General features: G+C 73.2%; 14 protein-coding genes. 9 read left to right on the plus strand and 5 right to left on the minus strand.

The window, feature by feature from the left end; all coding sequences use genetic code 11:
• Window positions 1-93: 93 nt before the first annotated feature.
• The 4 genes from AB0L45_RS21615 to AB0L45_RS21630 form a co-directional block, all read right to left on the minus strand.
• Complete coding sequence (locus AB0L45_RS21615; RefSeq protein ID WP_365842204.1) at window positions 94-1,275, minus strand: hypothetical protein; 1,182 nt, start codon at window positions 1,273-1,275, stop codon at window positions 94-96.
• A 24-nt stretch (window positions 1,276-1,299) separates the two neighbouring features.
• A complete protein-coding gene (locus AB0L45_RS21620; protein ID WP_365842206.1) occupies window positions 1,300-3,258 on the minus strand; it encodes an ABC transporter substrate-binding protein in 1,959 nt (652 codons plus the stop codon).
• Complete coding sequence (locus tag AB0L45_RS21625; RefSeq protein WP_365842207.1) at window positions 3,255-4,025, minus strand: toll/interleukin-1 receptor domain-containing protein; 771 nt, start codon at window positions 4,023-4,025, stop codon at window positions 3,255-3,257. The genes AB0L45_RS21620 and AB0L45_RS21625 overlap by 4 nt, the downstream gene beginning before the upstream one ends.
• Before the next feature lie 72 nt (window positions 4,026-4,097).
• Entirely contained in the window at window positions 4,098-5,387 is a 1,290-nt protein-coding gene (locus AB0L45_RS21630) for a helix-turn-helix domain-containing protein (RefSeq protein ID WP_365842208.1), read from the minus strand.
• 201 nt (window positions 5,388-5,588) lie between these two features.
• Between AB0L45_RS21630 and AB0L45_RS21635 the strand changes: the two genes are divergently transcribed.
• On the plus strand, window positions 5,589-7,703 hold the full coding sequence (locus AB0L45_RS21635; protein WP_365842209.1) for a primosomal protein N': 2,115 nt from the start codon (window positions 5,589-5,591) through the stop codon (window positions 7,701-7,703).
• 331 nt (window positions 7,704-8,034) lie between these two features.
• On the opposite strand, the gene AB0L45_RS21640 is transcribed toward AB0L45_RS21635, so the two are convergent.
• Window positions 8,035-8,577 (minus strand): hypothetical protein, encoded by a 543-nt coding sequence (locus AB0L45_RS21640; RefSeq protein WP_365842211.1) that lies wholly within the window; start codon window positions 8,575-8,577, stop codon window positions 8,035-8,037.
• Between the two features lie 244 nt (window positions 8,578-8,821).
• Here AB0L45_RS21640 and fmt point away from each other — a divergent pair, with 244 nt between their 5' ends.
• From fmt to AB0L45_RS21680, 8 genes are all read left to right on the plus strand, one after another.
• On the plus strand, window positions 8,822-9,754 hold the full coding sequence (gene fmt, locus AB0L45_RS21645; protein WP_365842213.1) for a methionyl-tRNA formyltransferase: 933 nt from the start codon (window positions 8,822-8,824) through the stop codon (window positions 9,752-9,754).
• Between the two features lie 201 nt (window positions 9,755-9,955).
• Complete coding sequence (locus tag AB0L45_RS21650; protein WP_365842215.1) at window positions 9,956-11,386, plus strand: transcription antitermination factor NusB; 1,431 nt, start codon at window positions 9,956-9,958, stop codon at window positions 11,384-11,386.
• Between the two features lie 146 nt (window positions 11,387-11,532).
• Window positions 11,533-12,216: a ribulose-phosphate 3-epimerase gene (gene rpe / locus AB0L45_RS21655; RefSeq protein ID WP_365842217.1), complete on the plus strand. Its 684-nt coding sequence runs from the start codon at window positions 11,533-11,535 to the stop codon at window positions 12,214-12,216.
• Window positions 12,217-12,448: 232 nt separating this feature from the next.
• Complete coding sequence (locus tag AB0L45_RS21660) at window positions 12,449-13,438, plus strand: sugar-binding domain-containing protein (protein ID WP_365842242.1); 990 nt, start codon at window positions 12,449-12,451, stop codon at window positions 13,436-13,438.
• 76 nt (window positions 13,439-13,514) lie between these two features.
• Window positions 13,515-13,967: a ribonuclease domain-containing protein gene (locus tag AB0L45_RS21665; protein WP_365842219.1), complete on the plus strand. Its 453-nt coding sequence runs from the start codon at window positions 13,515-13,517 to the stop codon at window positions 13,965-13,967.
• Complete coding sequence (locus tag AB0L45_RS21670; RefSeq protein ID WP_365842222.1) at window positions 13,964-14,413, plus strand: barstar family protein; 450 nt, start codon at window positions 13,964-13,966, stop codon at window positions 14,411-14,413. The genes AB0L45_RS21665 and AB0L45_RS21670 overlap by 4 nt, the downstream gene beginning before the upstream one ends.
• Before the next feature lie 102 nt (window positions 14,414-14,515).
• Window positions 14,516-14,902, plus strand: a complete 387-nt coding sequence (locus AB0L45_RS21675; protein WP_365842244.1) for a DUF2809 domain-containing protein — start codon at window positions 14,516-14,518, stop codon at window positions 14,900-14,902.
• A 100-nt stretch (window positions 14,903-15,002) separates the two neighbouring features.
• Window positions 15,003-16,327 (plus strand): hemolysin family protein (locus AB0L45_RS21680; RefSeq protein ID WP_365842224.1); only part of this gene is annotated, 1,325 nt, incomplete at its 3' end.

Here is a 16,327-nt window from a genome sequence, read left to right on the forward strand (position 1 = left end):
GGGGCGGGCCTTTCGCGTGGGGGCCGACCTGCTGCTTCGGCGGAGTTCGCAAGTGCTGCGAGCGCCACCCGCGCCGGCCTCGTCCGCCCCGCCTCACCGGTCCCCAGGCGCCGTTGAATCGGCCTCGCCCGGCTCTTCCGACGGCTCCTCGTCGGAATCGTCGGTGGACTCGGGGGAGTCGAAGCGTAGGCGGATGGCCGACGCCGCTTCGTCGCACCCCTCGACGGCCAGGCAGTCGGCGATGCGGCGGGCACAGAGGGCCCGTACGTGCTCGTCGCGGGTGAGGCCGGCGTCGTCCAGGAACGATTCCAGAACGGTGGGGACGTCCGGCTCCTCCGGTTCCTGTTCACCGTTGCGGAAGGGTTGTCCGTCGGGGCCGACGAACGACGAGAAGTGCGCGCCGCGAGAAAAGGCGCTGCCGTCCATCGCCTCATCATGCAGGGTGAACGGCGGGCCGTCCGGCGAGGCGGGTCGCGGTACCAAGTGCCGGAACAGTTCCGGTACCTCTTGGTTGTTGGCGGCGGAGGACAGCTGCGCCAGTGGGCCTATCAGGTCCACGGTCTTCTCGACCCGGTCGTCGTGTTTGGCCATCCACCAGACCACGGCGCTCCCGGTGTCCTTCAGCACCTCGGTGCCCAGATAGGCGCGCTTGCTGCGTTCGTAATTCCGTTCGTGTTCCCAGACGTCCTCGTCCTTGCGGACGGTCGAGAGCTTGGTGAGACGCTGCCGGTCCGCGTCCGACAATTGCAGCGTGACGTTCTCGGCCATGGCCTCGACCCGGCCCGACACATCGGGTTCCATGGTGCCCAGAGCTCCGTCGAGCTGGTGCTGGGCCAAGGTGCTGTGGTGCGGATTCTGCCGCTCGGTGATGGCACGGGCCCGGACGAGGATCGCGTCGACCGCCAGCCCGCCCGCGTTCACGCGAGGGGCGTCCACCGCGGCGATGAGCGGACGCCAGCGGACCGTGGCGGAGAACAGGAAGTCGTAGTCCGGCACGGAGCTGGGGAGAGCCACCCCCGCCACCGTGCGTTCCCAGCGCTCGACCGGTGGCACCGGCAGGTCCGGGTGGGCGGGATGCTCCCAGGCACCGGATGCCGGGCGCCGTGCCGGGCGTCGGGAGTCGGACCGGAAGGCCGCGCCCGAGCCGGTGATCAGCACGGCTGCTGCCGCCGGCCAGGCCCAGATGGGCCACCGCAGACTCAGGCCGGCGATGACCAGGAGCAGAGCACAGATGACGGTGATGAAGACCGTGGCGGTCTTGTGGCCAGAACTCATGGTGATCTCCCGGAGCCGAGCCGGTCACCGGCTGGAAACGGTGGGTTCGATACCGTGCGCCGTATCGATACGGCGCTCCAGTACGGTGAAGAGCCGTCGGCGCTCCGCTTCTTCGGCGGGGGCGGCCGGAACCCAGTCACGGGCGACGGTGTGCAGGCGGGCGAGGACGCCCGAGGTCCGCGCGGCGGCCTCGACCACGACGGTGAGCAGGGTTTCTCGGTGTGGTCCGGCGGCCAGGGCCGCGGTCAGCCAGTCCGCCAGCGGATCGCGCCATTCCTCGTGAGGACGGTGACGCAGCACGACGGCCCAGCCGTCGGTCAACCGCTCCCGGACCGTCGGATTCTCGAACAGACCACGGGTACGGGACGCCTCCGCGGCCATGGTCAGCAGGACCGCCGCGTCGGTCGGCCATCGTTCCGGCTGCAGGCGACCGAGCAGCATACGGAAGAGGCGGCGGCTCTTGCGCGCGACAGCGAGCAGTGCGTCGAACGCTCCCCGGTCGTGGGGGCCTGCGCCCCGGGCCAGGTGATGCAGGCGCACCAACGCCTGGTCCGGGTGCCGCAGGGCCATGACCTGAGAGCAGACGAGGACGAGTGCTTGGCGCAGATCCTTGGGAATGCCCGCCCAAAAGGACCATTCATAGATCTTCTGCCGGAATGCGCGCCCGAATGCGTCGCTGTTCAGGCCTTCCGTCAGAGCCTGGCAGATGTCGGCCAGCAACCGTCCGGCGTGCTGCTCGCCCCACTGCTCCGCCAGCCACCACAAGTCCTGGGGCCGCCCACTGGCCAGACACTGTTCCGCGAACCAGCGAATCAGCTCGGTCCGATTCTCCTGGGGCAGATCCTGCCAGGTGACGCAGTCACGCACCCAGTCGCGGTATTGCTCGTGCAGGTCGGCCAAGTAGATCCAGAAATGGGTTCGTATCGCCGCGTCGAATCCCATGGACCGGAAGCGGACCCCGCCGTCCTTGTCGGTACTGGCTTCGACCGCCTTGAATTCGGCCGCGAGGTCGGTGTGGTCGAGTCGGGGGCGGTCGTCACAGGGGTGTTCGAGGAGGCTCTGCAGGGAGTTGGCCGCGCGGAGCACGATGGCAGGGGCGCAGCCGTGGAACATCGCCAGCGCCAGGGCCAAGGCGCGCCGGCGTCCGGTGAGAGCGGCGATGAAGTCAGCGACCTGAGGCCTGCGGCTGTCGGCCCGCTCGGCCATCGCCCGGTCACACCAGTGCCGGAAGCTACTGCCCACTCCTTCGGAATCCCGCGCGCGCCGGATCAGGCCGGCGAGTTCGGTCAGGTCCCGCATCGCGGCGTCCGCCATGTACTGGGTGAGCTGGGGCGTGGCGAGATCGGCCGGTTCCGGGCGGATGCCGTCCCTGCGCAGGTACCGCAGTAGCAGTTTCCTGCCCTCCGGGCGGTCGATCTCGGCGGTGAGCCAGCGCAGCTCCTGGCGTCGGAGGTAGTCGAACTGCTGCGGCAGGACAACGACGAGGCGTGCCGAACGGGCCTCCACCACGCACCGGAAGTCGGAGAGTTCGGCCTGCACGGCGTTGTACCGTTCGGCGTCGCTGCTCGACAGGTCCAGCAGCATCCGGTCGTGCTTGCCGATCAGCGTGGGATCGAGAGCCCGATCGGCTGTGTCGTCCTGCGTATCGGGAAGTTCGTGGAAGCTGTTCGCGCCCTCGGAGAGTTCGTGCAGCAGCATCAGTGCGGCAGCCCGCCGGCCGCTTCCGGGCTGTCCGGTGATCAGGACGGTGCTGTGGTCGCGCAGCAGTTCACGAGCGTGGCGGAAACCAGACGGGTAGATGAAGCGCTGGTAGAGCCAGCGGCGGTCGTCCTCCGCGATGGCGAGGGGCGTCCGGGCCCTGTTGGCCAGGCGCGATACGGCTTCTCGGAGATAGAAGTTGAACTGGGGGCCGTCCCCGGTGCTCATCGGAGCGTGTGCCTGGTGGACGTAGGAGCCGAAATGGCTATCGACGCGTTCGGTCATCGCTCGCCGCCCCGAGGCCGGGGAGTGGAACCGAACCGGTGGCTGATCGGCACGTGGGCGTGGTCACCGGATATCTGGGTCGTTCCGTCGCCGTTGATCTCCGTGCTGCTGCCGATCTGGTCGCCGGACCCGGTGTGCATCGGCGCGTGGGACTCGTTGACGAAGGTGCCGACGGTGCCGCGCACGGACCCGATGCCACCCCGCTGTCCCTCGTTGCGCACCGGAGGTTCGGGCTCCTCCGATGATTCCTGGCCGGTCTGTTCGGCGGACGGCTTCGCCGTGTCCGAGGCAGCCAACTCGGGGACCTGTGCGACGAGACGGTCACCGAGCCGCGCGATCGCTGCCTGGCCGTCGCGCAACCACAGTCGTTCGTACTGGCACTCTGCGAGCTCCGTGAGGGAGGGCGGCAGCAACTTCGGGTCGAGTTGCTCCACACGACGACCCAACAGCACCGGCACGACCAGGATTCCGCAGGTGAACGCTTCCTCGATCTCACGGCGTACCCAGTCGTCCTCATTGTCCAGCGCCCGCCGCTCCGGCTGCAGTCGGTCGGGGGCATTCATCCAGCGTTCGCCTATCAGCGCGAGGAGGACACTGCTGCGCCGTACGGCGCCGAGCATGACCCGGCTGAATTTCGCCCCCGGGGGAATCGACCTCTCGGCGAGGAAGGTGCTGTTCTCGCCGAAGCGTGCGCAGAGTGCTTCCGCAAGTCGTTGCGCGGTGTCCTTGCCGTCGCCGGTGCGGTAGTTGACGAAGATTTCGGGCATGACTGAGTGACCTTCCTGATGGTGTCGGGTGAGTTGGTGGACCGTGGCCTGCCGCGCGGATACGGGTGGCGTCTAGTGCGAGGCCGTGGCCAGCGCTGTGGAGAGCTCCGGGCTGAGTTCCCGGACGGAGGGGTTTCGGTGGTGGCGCCCCAGCGTGCGTGCCAGCCGCCGCAGATCACTGGTGATCGTCGCGGATTGCACGAGACCGATGGTGGAGAGCAACCCTCGGGCCACCTGACAGGCGAGTTCTACTTCGCCCGCCGCCGCATGCGCGAGGGCGCGGCGGAGTTCGTACCGGGAGCGGGTGCGCAGCGCGTGTGCGGGAAGCCGGGCGGTCTCCCTGCCGAGTATCTGCGCGGCATCCCCCGGCCGTCCCAGTTCGTAGAGGCACCACCCGGTGAACATCGCCGCCACGTCAGGCAGGTGGGAGGCGCCGATGACGGGCTCCTGCGGGTCACGGTGTTCGAGTGCGAGGAGTTCCCGGGACCGGTCCAGACTGCGCATGCAGGCGTCGTAGTCTCCCTTGACGGCTTGGCACTGGGCCAGTTTCTGTGCGGCCAGACCTCTGATCCGCGGTGCCGCGGGACTGTCGAGGGCTTGTGACGCCAGCCCGATGGCCCCGTCGGTGTCTCCCCGGAAGAGGCTGATCAGTGCACGACGGGCCGACGCGTACGCGGTCAGACTGTGATCGTTGCCCGATTCCGCGAGTTCCACGGCGCGGTCGGTCCACCACAGCGCGGCGGCGTCGTTCCCTGATTCCTGGGCCATCCAGCCCGTGTACTCGGCGAACCGGGACGCGAGTACCAGGAGCGTCTGGCGGGTGCGCGTGCCACTACGAGTGGCCAGCTGCTGCAGGCTGTGGGTCTGGGAGATCAGTTGTGGTAACAACGCGCCGGGCCCCGACACCTGTCCGAGCCGTCGATACTGGCTGAACAGCGTCCGTGAAGCGTCGATCAGTGTCATGGCCCCGGTCTCCGTGGTGACGTGCATACCGCCCATCCCGATGCCCAGGACCGAGGCCGCGCCGGCACTGATCACGCGGCGGCGGCCGATCGGCTGGAACGAGCCGGATCCGTCCTTGTCCAAATGCATCAACCACACCTCACCCTCATGACTCGTAGGAGGAAGGTCGCTCGTCGGCGCGGCCACCGGGACAAGGCCGGTCAACGCCCCTCGTGCACCGAGTTCCTCGTCGCAGAGCCGGGCGAGCTGCGGGGTCGGGGGTTTCAGGCCCCGTTCCACCTTGCTCAGCTGCCCCTTGCTGTAGTGGACCCGTCGGCCCAGCTGATCCAGCGAGAGGTCCGCTGCCAGACGGTGTCTGCGGAGTTCCGGTCCGAACGACTGGGGCTGCTGCGGAAGCATTCCACCCTCCGTAACTGTTCGTCCGGGCAGCCGGCGAGCGTTGCGTTTCAGCGTGCGGCAGGCGGCACGGCGGAACAAGGCGAGCAGGGCCGTTTCCCGTTTCCACCTGGGAGCGAACCGGATGGGGCGACGGCTGTCGAGACCGCCGGGCGGCCCCGGCCCCGGACGGCGCTGTCAGTCCCATCTGCTAAACCTGATCCCGTGAGCAGGCAAGACGACGAGCAGGGTGCGGGACCGGAGCAGCTTGCGTTGATTCGGGAGGCGGTGCGGGGGGCGCGGGCGAAGCCGCGGACGTGGCGGGGGGCCGAGTTGGCGGAGCGGTTGCCGGTGGCGCGGGTGCTGGTGGACAAGGGGCTGGTGCATCTCGACCGGTACTTCGACTATGCGGTGCCGGCGGCGATGGACGCGGAGGCGCAGCCCGGGGTGCGGGTGCGGGTGCGGTTCGGGGCCGGGGAGAAGGGGGGCCGGCGGGAAGGGGGGAAGCTGGTCAACGGGTTCGTGGTGGAGCGGGTGGCGGAGAGCGACTTCCGGGGGGTGCTCGCGCCGATCGCGCAGGTGCTGTCGCCCGAGCGGGTGCTGACGCCGGAGTTGCTGGGGCTGTGCCGGGCGGTCGCCGACCGGTATGCGGGGACGCTCGCGGACGTGGTGCAGCTGGCGGTGCCGCCGCGGCGGGCGAAGGTGGAGGGGAAGGGGTCCGGAGCGCCGTTGCCGCCCAACCCCATGCCGGAGCCGCGGAGTTGGGAGCGGTATGCGGCGGGGCCCGGGTTTCTGGAGGCGTTGGGGCGGGGGGACGCGCCGCGCGCGGTGTGGACCGCTCTGCCGGGGCCGCACTGGCCGGAGGAGCTGGCCCGGGCGATGGCCGCGGCTCTGGCGTCGGGGCGGGGCGCCCTGGCCGTACTGCCGGACGGGCGGGCTGCCGCGCGGGTGGGCGCGGCGCTGGGGGAGCTGGTCGGGGAGGGGCGGCACGTGGTGCTGAGCGCCGACGCCGGGCCTGAGGAGCGGTACCGGCGGTGGCTCGCGGTCAGCCGGGGTGCGGTACGGGCGGTGGTCGGCACACGGGCGGCCATGTTCGCGCCGGTGCGGGATGTCGGGCTGGTCGCCATCTGGGACGACGGGGACGGGAGCCACAGCGATCCGCACGCGCCGCAGCCGCACGCGCGCGAGGTGCTGTTGCAGCGTGCGGTGACGGAGCGGGCGGGGTTCCTGCTGGGTTCGCTGAGCTGCACGGTCGAGGCGGCGCAGCTGGTGGAGACGGGCTGGGCGCGGCCGCTGACGGCCGATCGGGAGCAGGTGCGGGCCGCGGCGCCGCTGGTGCGTACGGTCGGCGACGCCGACGAGGCGCGGGACGCGGCGGCGCGGACCGCGCGGCTGCCGACGCTCGCGTGGCAGGTGGTGCGGGAGGGGCTCAAGCACGGGCCGGTGCTGGTGCAGGTGCCGCGGCGGGGGTACGTACCGCGGCTGGCGTGCGAGCGGTGCCGGGAGCCCGCGCGCTGCCGGGCCTGCGCGGGGCCGCTGGAGGCGCAGGACGCGGGGGAGCTGCGGTGCGGATGGTGCGGGCGGGAAGAAGGGGACTGGCGGTGCGCGGAGTGCGGGGGCGTGCGGCTGCGGGCCCAGATCGTGGGGGCGCGGCGCACGGCGGAGGAGCTGGGACGGGCGTTCCCGGCCGTGCCGGTGCGCACGTCGGGGCGTGACCATGTGCTGGACACGGTGCCGGGCGTGCCATCGCTGGTGGTGAGCACGCCCGGGGCGGAACCGGTCGCCGAGGGCGGGTACGCCGCCGCGCTGCTGCTGGACGGGTGGGCGCTGCTGAGCCGGCCCGACCTGCGGGCGGGCGAAGAGGCGCTGCGGCGCTGGCTGCACGCCGCTGCGCTGGTACGGGGTCAGGCCGAGGGCGGTACGGTCGCGGTCATCGCGGAGGCGACGCTGCGCCCCGTACAGGCGCTGGTGCGGTGGGATCCGGTCGGGCACGCGGTGCGCGAGCTGGCGGAGCGGGCCGAGCTGGGCTTCCCTCCGGTGTCCCGGATGGCGTCGGTGACGGGCCGCCCCGAGGACGTGGCGGAGATGCTCGGGACGGCCGCGCTGCCCGAGGGCGCCGAGGTGCTCGGCCCCGTACCGGTACCGGCTCCCGACGCGGGGCGGCCCCGCCGGCCGGGGGATCCGCCGCCCGGGGAGGAATGGGTACGGGCGCTGGTGCGGGTCCGCCCCGGCCAGGGTGCCGCGCTGGCGGCGGCGCTGAAGACGGCGCAGGCGGCGCGGCTGGTCAAGCGGGAGGGGGAGGCGGTGCGGGTGCGGGTGGATCCGCCTGACCTCGGGTGATCCGTCCGGCCTCGATTGATCCGTCAGATCTCGGGTGATCCGACTGAACTCGGGTGATCCGCCCGACGTCGGTTGATCCGCCTGGTCTCGGGTGCGCCATCTCCGGTGATCCGCCTGGTCTCGGGTGCTCCACCCGATCTCCGGTGATCGGACATCAGGTGGGCAGGAGGCGTGCAGGAGGCGGGAGGGGGCTCGGCCCACTTGGCCTACGGGTGGGTGGGCATGACGTATGAGGGATGAGCGGGCCCGGCCCGTGCGGGTGGTGGTGCGGGCGCGGCTGGGTGGGGAGGAAAGGGGCCGCCCCGGAGGCTGGCCGGGGCGGTGCGTACGGTCAGCCGTTGCGGGGGCCGGGGAAGACGCCGGGGCGCGCCTCTTCCCGCGCGGGCACCGGGGACTGGCCCGGCAGCGTGCGTGCGGCGGGGACGGCCGGCGCGCTCGGCAGGCCGGGGGAGACGGCCATGCTCCGGGCCGCGGACGGCTCGGGCGTACGGACCGCCTCGCCGCCCTCGGGGCCGGGCTGGGCGCTGGAGCGGCGGGCGCCGTAACGGCGGTGCACGGCCTGTTTGGTGACGCCCAGGGCCGAACCCACCGCATCCCAGGAAAAGCCCAGCGAACGGTCGAAGTCCACCGCCGCCGTGACGAGGGTCTCGACGCTGTCGCGCAGCTCCTGGGCGAGACGTACGGTCGGGGCGGGGGCGCGGCCGTAGACGACGAAGCCGGCGGACGGGCCGGTGCGCCGCGGCCGGTAGACGTTGCCGAGCTGAGCTGTCAGGGTGCGCAGGGCGTCCACCTGCCGGCGGACCCGCTCGATGTCCCGTACCAGTAGGTGCAGGCTGGCGCGTGCCTGGGCGTCGTGGGTTGCGTGGTCGGCCATGAACAAGCCTCTCGAACCGGCGTTGAATGTGCAGAGAAACGTGACAAGAGGTGAAAACGAGCGGGCCGCGAGGGCGGCCCGGTCGGTCAATGCTGCTTGACCAACGCGACAGACGCGGCTTCGGTCACGGTATGGGGGCGTACAGGTTCCAATGAGGGGCGCGCGTCTGTTCGCACGCCCCCCGAAGGTGTGGCCCATAGACTGGTGCGCCGTTCCGCAGCGTGTGAGAGGTAGTACGCCACCCATGAGGCTCGTCTTCGCCGGCACCCCCGAGGTCGCCGTACCCGCCCTGGATGCCCTGATCGCCTCGGACCGGCACGAGGTCGTCGCCGTCGTCACCCGGCCCGACGCCCCCGCCGGCCGCGGCCGGAAGCTGGTCGCCAGCCCGGTCGCCGAGCGCGCGGAGGAGGCCGGCATCGAGGTGCTCAAGCCCGCCAGGCCGCGGGACGAGGACTTCCTCGCCCGGCTGCGGGAGATCGCGCCGGACTGCTGCCCGGTCGTCGCCTACGGGGCGCTGCTGCCCAAGCCGGCCCTGGACATCCCCGCGCACGGCTGGGTGAACCTGCACTTCTCGCTGCTGCCCGCGTGGCGCGGCGCCGCGCCGGTGCAGCACGCGGTGCTGGCCGGTGACGAGGTGACCGGCGCCTCCACCTTCCTCATCGAGGAAGGGCTGGACTCCGGGCCGGTGTTCGGGGTGGTGACGGAGGAGGTACGGCCGACCGACACCAGCGGCGACCTGCTGACCCGGCTGGCCCTCGCCGGAGCCGGACTGCTGGCCGCCACCATGGACGGCATCGAGGACGGCACCCTCACGCCGGTGCCGCAGCCGGCCGACGGCGTCACCCTCGCGCCGAAGATCGAGGTCGAGGACGCGAAGGCGGACTGGACGGCGCCCGCCCTGCGCGTGGACCGGGTCGTGCGCGGGTGCGCGCCCGCGCCCGGCGCGTGGACCGTCTTCCGGGGCGAGCGGCTGAAGCTGATGACGGTCGGGCTGGTTCCCGACCGTACGGATCTGGCGCCCGGCGAACTCGCCGTCACCAAGAAGGCCGTGTACGCCGGTACGGGCAGCCACGCGGTCGAGCTGCTGTGGGTGCAGCCGCAGGGCAAGAAGCCGATGCGCGGCGCGGACTGGGCGCGTGGGGTGCGGATCGGTGAAGGGGAGCGGCTGGGGGAGTGAGAGCCGGGGCGGAGGCCGGGGCGTGCGGCCGGGGCGGCAGGGACCGCAGGAGTGCGGGGCCGGAGGAGTGGCGGGGCCGGAGGAGTGCGGGGCCGGGAGGAGCCGCCCTCCGTACGCCCCTCCGCCCGCCCCGTGGCGCGCTCCGGCGCGCCACGTAGGCTGGGGGCGAACCTCGTCCCGTAACAGCGGAGCACATTTCTCGTGAGTGGTCAGTCGCGTCGTCCCAGCAAGCCCTACCGCCGGCCCCAGAAGGACCCGGTCCGGATACTCGCCTTCGAGGCGCTGCGGGCCGTCGACGAGCGGGACGCGTACGCCAACCTGGTGCTGCCGCCGATGCTGCGCAAGGCGCGCGAGAACGAGAACTTCGACGGGCGGGACGCCGCGCTGGCCACCGAGCTGGTGTACGGCACGCTGCGGCGGCAGGGCACGTACGACGCGATCATCGCGCGCTGTGTGGACCGGCCGCTGCGCGAGGTGGACCCGCCGGTCCTGGACGTCCTGTCGCTCGGCGCCCACCAGCTGCTCGGTACCCGCATCCCGACGCACGCCGCCGTGAGCGCGACCGTCGAACTGGCGCGTGTGGTGCTGGGGGACGGGCGGGCCAAGTTCGTCAACGCGGTGCTGCGGAAGATCGCCGCGGACGACCTGGACGGGTGGCTGGAGCGGGTCGCGCCGGAGTACGACGACGATCCCGAGGAGCACCTGGGGATCGTGCACGCGCACCCGCGCTGGATCGTCTCGGCGCTCTGGGACGCCCTCGGCGGCGGCCGCGCCGGCCTGGAGGACCTGCTGGAGGCCGACAACGAGCGGCCCGAGGTCACGCTGGTGGCCCGGCCCGGACGGTCCACCACCGAGGAACTCATCGAGGCCGTCGGGGAGGAGAGCGCCCTGCCGGGGCGCTGGTCCCCGTACGCGGTACGGCTCGCCGAGGGCGGCGAGCCGGGGGCCCTGGACGCGGTGCGCGAGGGCCGGGCCGGTGTGCAGGACGAGGGCAGCCAGCTCGTCGCCGCGGCCCTGGCCAACGCGCCGGTCGAGGGCTCCGACAGCATGTGGCTGGACGGCTGTGCCGGGCCGGGCGGCAAGGCCGCCCTGCTGGGCGCGCTCGCCGCGCAGCGCGGGGCCCGGCTGCTCGCCTCGGAGAAGCAGCCGCACCGCGCGCGCCTGGTGGCCCGGTCGCTGGCGGGCAACCCCGGCCCGTACGAGGTCATCGCGGCCGACGGCACCCGCCCGCCGTGGCGGCCCGGCTCCTTCGACCGGGTACTGATGGACGTCCCGTGCACCGGCCTCGGCGCGCTGCGCCGGCGGCCGGAGGCGCGCTGGCGCCGCCGCCCGGAGGACCTGGACGGCTTCGCGCCGTTGCAGCGGGAACTGCTGCGCCAGGCGCTGCTGTCGGTACGGGTCGGCGGCGTCGTCGGTTACGCGACCTGCTCGCCGCACCCGGCCGAGACGCGCGCCGTGGTGGACGACGTCCTCAAGGGCCGGGTCGGCGCGGAGGTGACGGCGGAGTGGATCGACGCGCGCCCCCTGATCCCGGGCGTACCCGCACTGGGCGACGGTCCGGACGTACAGCTGTGGCCGCACCTGCACGGCACGGACGCGATGTACCTGGCACTGCTGCGACGGACGGCGTAGCGCGCGCGGGCGCCCGCGCGCCCGCACCCCACCGGCCGCACCCCTCCGCCCGCTCTCGCCCCCGCCCGTACCCCCGCCTCGCGCCCCCGGCCCGTCTCCCGCGCACCCGCTTAGGCGTGCCCCGGGGGACAGGACATACTGGGGGTATGGCCTTGATCAACCCCAGCATCCTGTCCGCAGACTTCGCCCGGCTCGCCGAGGAGGCGAAGGCCGTCGAGGGCGCCGACTGGCTGCATGTCGATGTGATGGACAACCACTTCGTGCCGAACCTGACGCTGGGCGCTCCGGTCGTCGAGGCGCTGAGCAAGGCGACGGACACCCCGCTCGATCTGCACCTGATGATCGAGGACCCGGACCGGTGGGCGCCGCAGTACATCGAGGCGGGGGCCGGGTCGGTCACCTTCCACGCGGAGGCGGCGGCCGCACCCGTACGGCTGGCGCGGGAGATCCGGGCCAAGGGGGCGCGGGCGTCGATGGCGCTCAAGCCGGCCACGCCCATCGAGCCGTTCGAGGACCTGCTGCCCGAGCTGGACATGCTGTTGATCATGACCGTGGAGCCGGGCTTCGGCGGTCAGGCGTTCCTGGACATCATGCTGCCGAAGATCCGCCGGACCCGGGAACTGATCTCCCAGCACGGTCTGGAGATGTGGCTCCAGGTGGACGGCGGGGTCTCCGCGTCCACGATCGAGCGGTGTGCGGAGGCCGGCGCGGACGTGTTCGTGGCCGGTTCGGCGGTGTACGGCGCGGACGACCCGGCGAAGGCGGTGCGCGAGCTGCGGGCGCAGGCCGAGTCGGCGACGGCCGCGGCCGGCTGGGGCTGCGCCCACTGACCCGAGGGGCGCCCGCGGGACAGCGCGGGCGCCGGCGCCGCACGGGGTGTGCGGGGAGCGCGCACCGATCCCCGTACGCCGGTGTTTCTTGGTGTCGCCGCTACCGAGCGTTCACGACGGCCGGGGCGGTGATGGTCCCCGACCACCTCGGGTTTCTGCAAGGATGAGCAAAGACTCGATCAGGTGCGCACAAGGGGAGAATCTCGTGGTTGCCAGCCGCCCGCAGTCCGCAATGGGCCCCGCCGAGCTGGTGCAGGCCGCGGCCATGGCCCGCCGCTTCTACCTAGAGGGCAAGTCCAAGATCCAGATCGCCGAGGAGTTCGGCGTCAGCCGCTTCAAGGTCGCGCGGGTGCTGGAGACGGCGCTGGAGCGTGACCTCGTACGGATCGAGATCCGCGTCCCGGCGGAACTGGACGCGGAACGGTCCGACGCGCTGCGGGCCCGCTACGGCCTGCGGCACGCGGTCGTGGTGGAGTCGCCCGCCGACGTCACCGACGACGCCCCGGACCCGGAGAACCTCGGCGAGGTCGCGGCCGACCTGCTCGGCGAACTGGTCACCGAGGGCGACGTGCTCGGCCTGGCCTGGGGCCGGTCCACCATCCACATGGCGGCCGCGCTGCACCGCCTCCCGCCGTGCACGGTCGTCCAGCTGACCGGCGTGTACGACGCGGGCACCGCGGACCGCGGCTCGGTCGAGGCGGTACGCCGGGCGGCCGACGTCTCCGGCGGCGAGGCGCACCCGATCTACGCGCCGATGCTGCTGCCCGACTCGGCGACGGCCGCCGCGCTGCGCGGCCAGACCGGCATCGCCCGCGCGTTCGAGTACTTCGACAAGGTGACCGTCGCCTGTGTCTCGATCGGCTCCTGGGCGCCGGGCATCTCGACCGTCTACGACATGCTCTCGGAGCAGGAGCGGGAGCACTACGCCTCGCTGGGCGCCGCCGCCGAGATGTCCGCCCACCTCTTCGACGCCGACGGCCGCCGCATCGGGCGGGACCTGGGCGAGCGGTGCATCACGGTCGAGGCGGACCGGCTGCGCCGCATCCCCGAGGTCGTGGCCATCGCGGGCGGCCGCCAGAAGGCGGCGGCGATCGGCGCGGTGCTGCGGTCCGGGCTGGTGACCAGTCTGGTGACGGACACCGCTGCCGCCGATCACCTGCTCCTGGAGACGGGCCCCGGCCCGCGCCCGGCGCTGGAGCGGGCGGATCCGGACGGGGCCTGAGCCCCGGCCGGCCAGCCATGTGATCTTGTACGGGTGCGGGCGCGCACCCCGTGCCGCCCTGTGACAGCATCGGCGCATGGTGATCCGCTCCGTCCCCCGTGCGGCCGTCGGCGTACTCGCTGCGCTGCTGGCCTGCCTGCTGCTGTCGGTGTCCGGGTGCTCCGGAGGCGGTGGCGGGGGCGGCAAGGGGAGCGCCGGTCCGCCGCACGCGGCGCCCTCGGCGAGCGCTCCCACGCCGGACTGGGCCAAGGGCATGGCGACCGTGCCGGCCGGCCGGCTGCCCGCGCAGGCCCGCGAGACGCTGCGGCTGATCGACGCGCGCGGCCCGTTCCCGTACCCGAAGGACGGCACGGTCTTCGGCAACCACGAGCGGCGGCTGCCGAAGCAGAAGCGCGGCTACTACCACGAGTACACGGTCCGCACGCCGGGTTCGAAGGACCGCGGCGCGCGGCGGATCGTCACCGGGGACAGCCGCGAGACGTACTACACCGACGACCATTACCGGACCTTCAAGGCGGTGCTCCGATGACGGCTCCCGTGCCCCGGCCGCTCGCGGCGGTGCTCGACGGCAGTACGCCTCCCGGGGTGGTGCCCTGGCCGCAGGACCGGCCCGCGGGGGAAGCGCTGGACGCGGCGCGCGCGGCCGGCTGGCACGGTGCGCTGCTCGACCTCGAAGGGGTCACCGGCAAGGCGGAGTTCATGGACCGCTGCGCGCGGGCGCTGAGGCTGCCGGACTGGTTCGGCCGCAACTGGGACGCGCTCGCGGACTGCCTCACCGACCTGTCGTGGTGTCCGGCGGACCGCGGCCGGCTGCTGGTGGTGTGCGGCTGGCAGCGGTACGCGGCCGCCGCGCCGGACGACTGGAGCGTCGCGGAGGAGATCATCGCGGACGCGGTGGGCTTCTGGCGCGACACGGACACCGGGCTGGTCGTCGTGATGGCGCGGGGCCGGGAGCCGGAGGCACGGCCGGCGTGACGTACGGGGGGACGGTGTGACGTACGAGGGGCAGGGCACGGCGTGACGTACGGGGGCGGGGAACGGCGGGGCGGGCGGACCGGCGGCGCGGCCGGGACGCGCCTGGTGGCGGGTGCGGCGGCGCTGCTGACGGTCGCGGCGGGGCTCGGCGTACGGGCCGGAGCGGCCCGCGCGGGGCTGGCCCCGGAGGTCGCCAAGTACGCCGGCGACGCGCTCTACACCGTGCTCGTACAGACGCTGGTGGTGCTGGCCGCGCCGCGCGTGCGGCCGCCGGTCGCGGCCGTGGTGGCCCTGGCCGTCAGCTGGGTGGTGGAGTTCGCGCAGCTCAGCGATGTCCCGGCGGAACTCTCCCGGCGCAGCGTGGTGGCCCGCCTGGTGCTCGGTTCGACCTTCAACGCGCCGGATCTGCTCTGGTACGCGGTGGGCGCCGCGTGCGCGTGGGCGGCGCACGGGTGGCTGCGGGCCCGGCGCCGTACGGGAGCGGTCTGAGCCGCACGGCCCGGCCCGCCACGACGAACCGCCCGCTCCGCCGTACGTGAGGTTTCACCCGCCCGCCGCCGGGCACCGAGGTGCGGCGGGAGGTGACGCGGTGGCCGAGGTGCTGCTCCTACTGGTGGCGTCGGCGCTCACGCTGGCCTGTGCGGTGTTCGTCGCGGCGGAGTTCTCGCTGACGACGGTCGAGCGCAGCACGGTGGAGCGCGCGGTGGAGGAGGGCGAGCGAGGGGCCGAAGGGGTGCTGAGCGCCGTGCGCTCGCTGGCGTTCCAGCTGTCCGGCGCGCAGCTCGGCATCACGGTGACCTCGCTGGTCATCGGCATGCTCGCGGAACCGTCGCTGGCGGCGCTGCTGCGCGGCCCGCTCACGGCGGCCGGCCTGCCCGGCGCGGTGGCCCCGGGGGTCGCGTCCGCGCTCGGTGTCGGGGTCTCCACGGTGGTGCTGATGGTCGTCGGCGAACTGGTGCCGAAGAACTGGGCGATCTCCCGGCCGCTGGCCGTGGCCCGGCTCGTGGCCGGCCCGCTGCGCGCCTTCAGCGCGCTGTTCGCGCCGTTCATCCGCCATCTGAACCAGTCCGCCAACCGGCTCGTACGCCGTTTCGGCCTGGAGCCCACCGAAGAGCTGGAGTCCTCCCGCGGCCCGGCCGAACTGATCTCCCTGGCCCGCTACTCGGCGCAGGAGGGCGCGCTGCCGGCCGACTCGGCGGAGCTGTTCGTACGGACGCTGCACCTGAGCGAGCTGACCGTGCAGAACGTCATGACGCCGCGGGTGGACGTACGGGCCCTGGAGGCGCGCGCCACGGCGGCCGACGCGGCCACCCTGACCCTGGCCACCGGGCTCTCCCGCTTCCCCGTGTACCGCGGCGGCCTGGACGAGGTCCTGGGCACCGTCCACATCCGCGACGTCCTCGCCCTCCCCCCGGAGCGGCGCGCCGCCACCTCCGTCGCGGAGCTGGCCACCGACCCCGTGCTCGTACCGGAGTCGCTGCCCGTCGACCGGCTGCTGGACCGGCTGCGCGCGGTCCGCACCATGGCCGTGGTGATCGACGAGTACGGCGGCACGGCCGGGATCGTCACCCTGGAGGACATCGTCGAGGAGATCGTCGGCGACGTACGGGACGAGCACGACCCGGTGGCCGGGCCGGAGCTGCTGCGGACCGGGGCGCGGACCTGGGAGGCGGACGGCGGGGTGCGCCTGGACGGGCTGGCCGGCATCGGGCTGGCGGCGCCCGAGGGGCCGTACGAGACGCTGGCCGGGCTGCTGGCCACCCGGCTGGGCCGGATTCCGGAGGACGGCGACGAGGTACGGGTGGCGGACGGCTGGCGGCTGACGGTGCTGGCGGCGCGCCGGCACCGGGCGGAGCGGGTACGGGTGACCGCGCCGGCCGGCGCGTCGTCGCCGGGCGCCCGGCGCGCCGGCCG

Source organism: Streptomyces sp. NPDC052496 (assembly GCF_040679095.1).
In the GTDB taxonomy this organism is placed as follows: Bacteria; Actinomycetota; Actinomycetes; order Streptomycetales; family Streptomycetaceae; genus Streptomyces.

What these genes read in the sequence shown, in the direction of transcription:
- AB0L45_RS21660 (WP_365842242.1), top strand. Translation starts at nt 12,449, where the DNA reads ATGGGCCCCGCCGAGCTGGTGCAGGCCGCGGCCATGGCCCGCCGCTTC.
- rpe (WP_365842217.1), top strand. Translation starts at nt 11,533, where the DNA reads ATGGCCTTGATCAACCCCAGCATCCTGTCCGCAGACTTCGCCCGGCTC.
- AB0L45_RS21640 (WP_365842211.1), bottom strand. Translation starts at nt 8,577, where the DNA reads ATGGCCGACCACGCAACCCACGACGCCCAGGCACGCGCCAGCCTGCAC.
- AB0L45_RS21630 (WP_365842208.1), bottom strand. Translation starts at nt 5,387, where the DNA reads ATGCTTCCGCAGCAGCCCCAGTCGTTCGGACCGGAACTCCGCAGACAC.
- AB0L45_RS21625 (WP_365842207.1), bottom strand. Translation starts at nt 4,025, where the DNA reads ATGCCCGAAATCTTCGTCAACTACCGCACCGGCGACGGCAAGGACACC.
- AB0L45_RS21615 (WP_365842204.1), bottom strand. Translation starts at nt 1,275, where the DNA reads ATGAGTTCTGGCCACAAGACCGCCACGGTCTTCATCACCGTCATCTGT.
- AB0L45_RS21620 (WP_365842206.1), bottom strand. Translation starts at nt 3,258, where the DNA reads ATGACCGAACGCGTCGATAGCCATTTCGGCTCCTACGTCCACCAGGCA.
- AB0L45_RS21665 (WP_365842219.1), top strand. Translation starts at nt 13,515, where the DNA reads ATGGTGATCCGCTCCGTCCCCCGTGCGGCCGTCGGCGTACTCGCTGCG.
- fmt (WP_365842213.1), top strand. Translation starts at nt 8,822, where the DNA reads ATGAGGCTCGTCTTCGCCGGCACCCCCGAGGTCGCCGTACCCGCCCTG.
- AB0L45_RS21670 (WP_365842222.1), top strand. Translation starts at nt 13,964, where the DNA reads ATGACGGCTCCCGTGCCCCGGCCGCTCGCGGCGGTGCTCGACGGCAGT.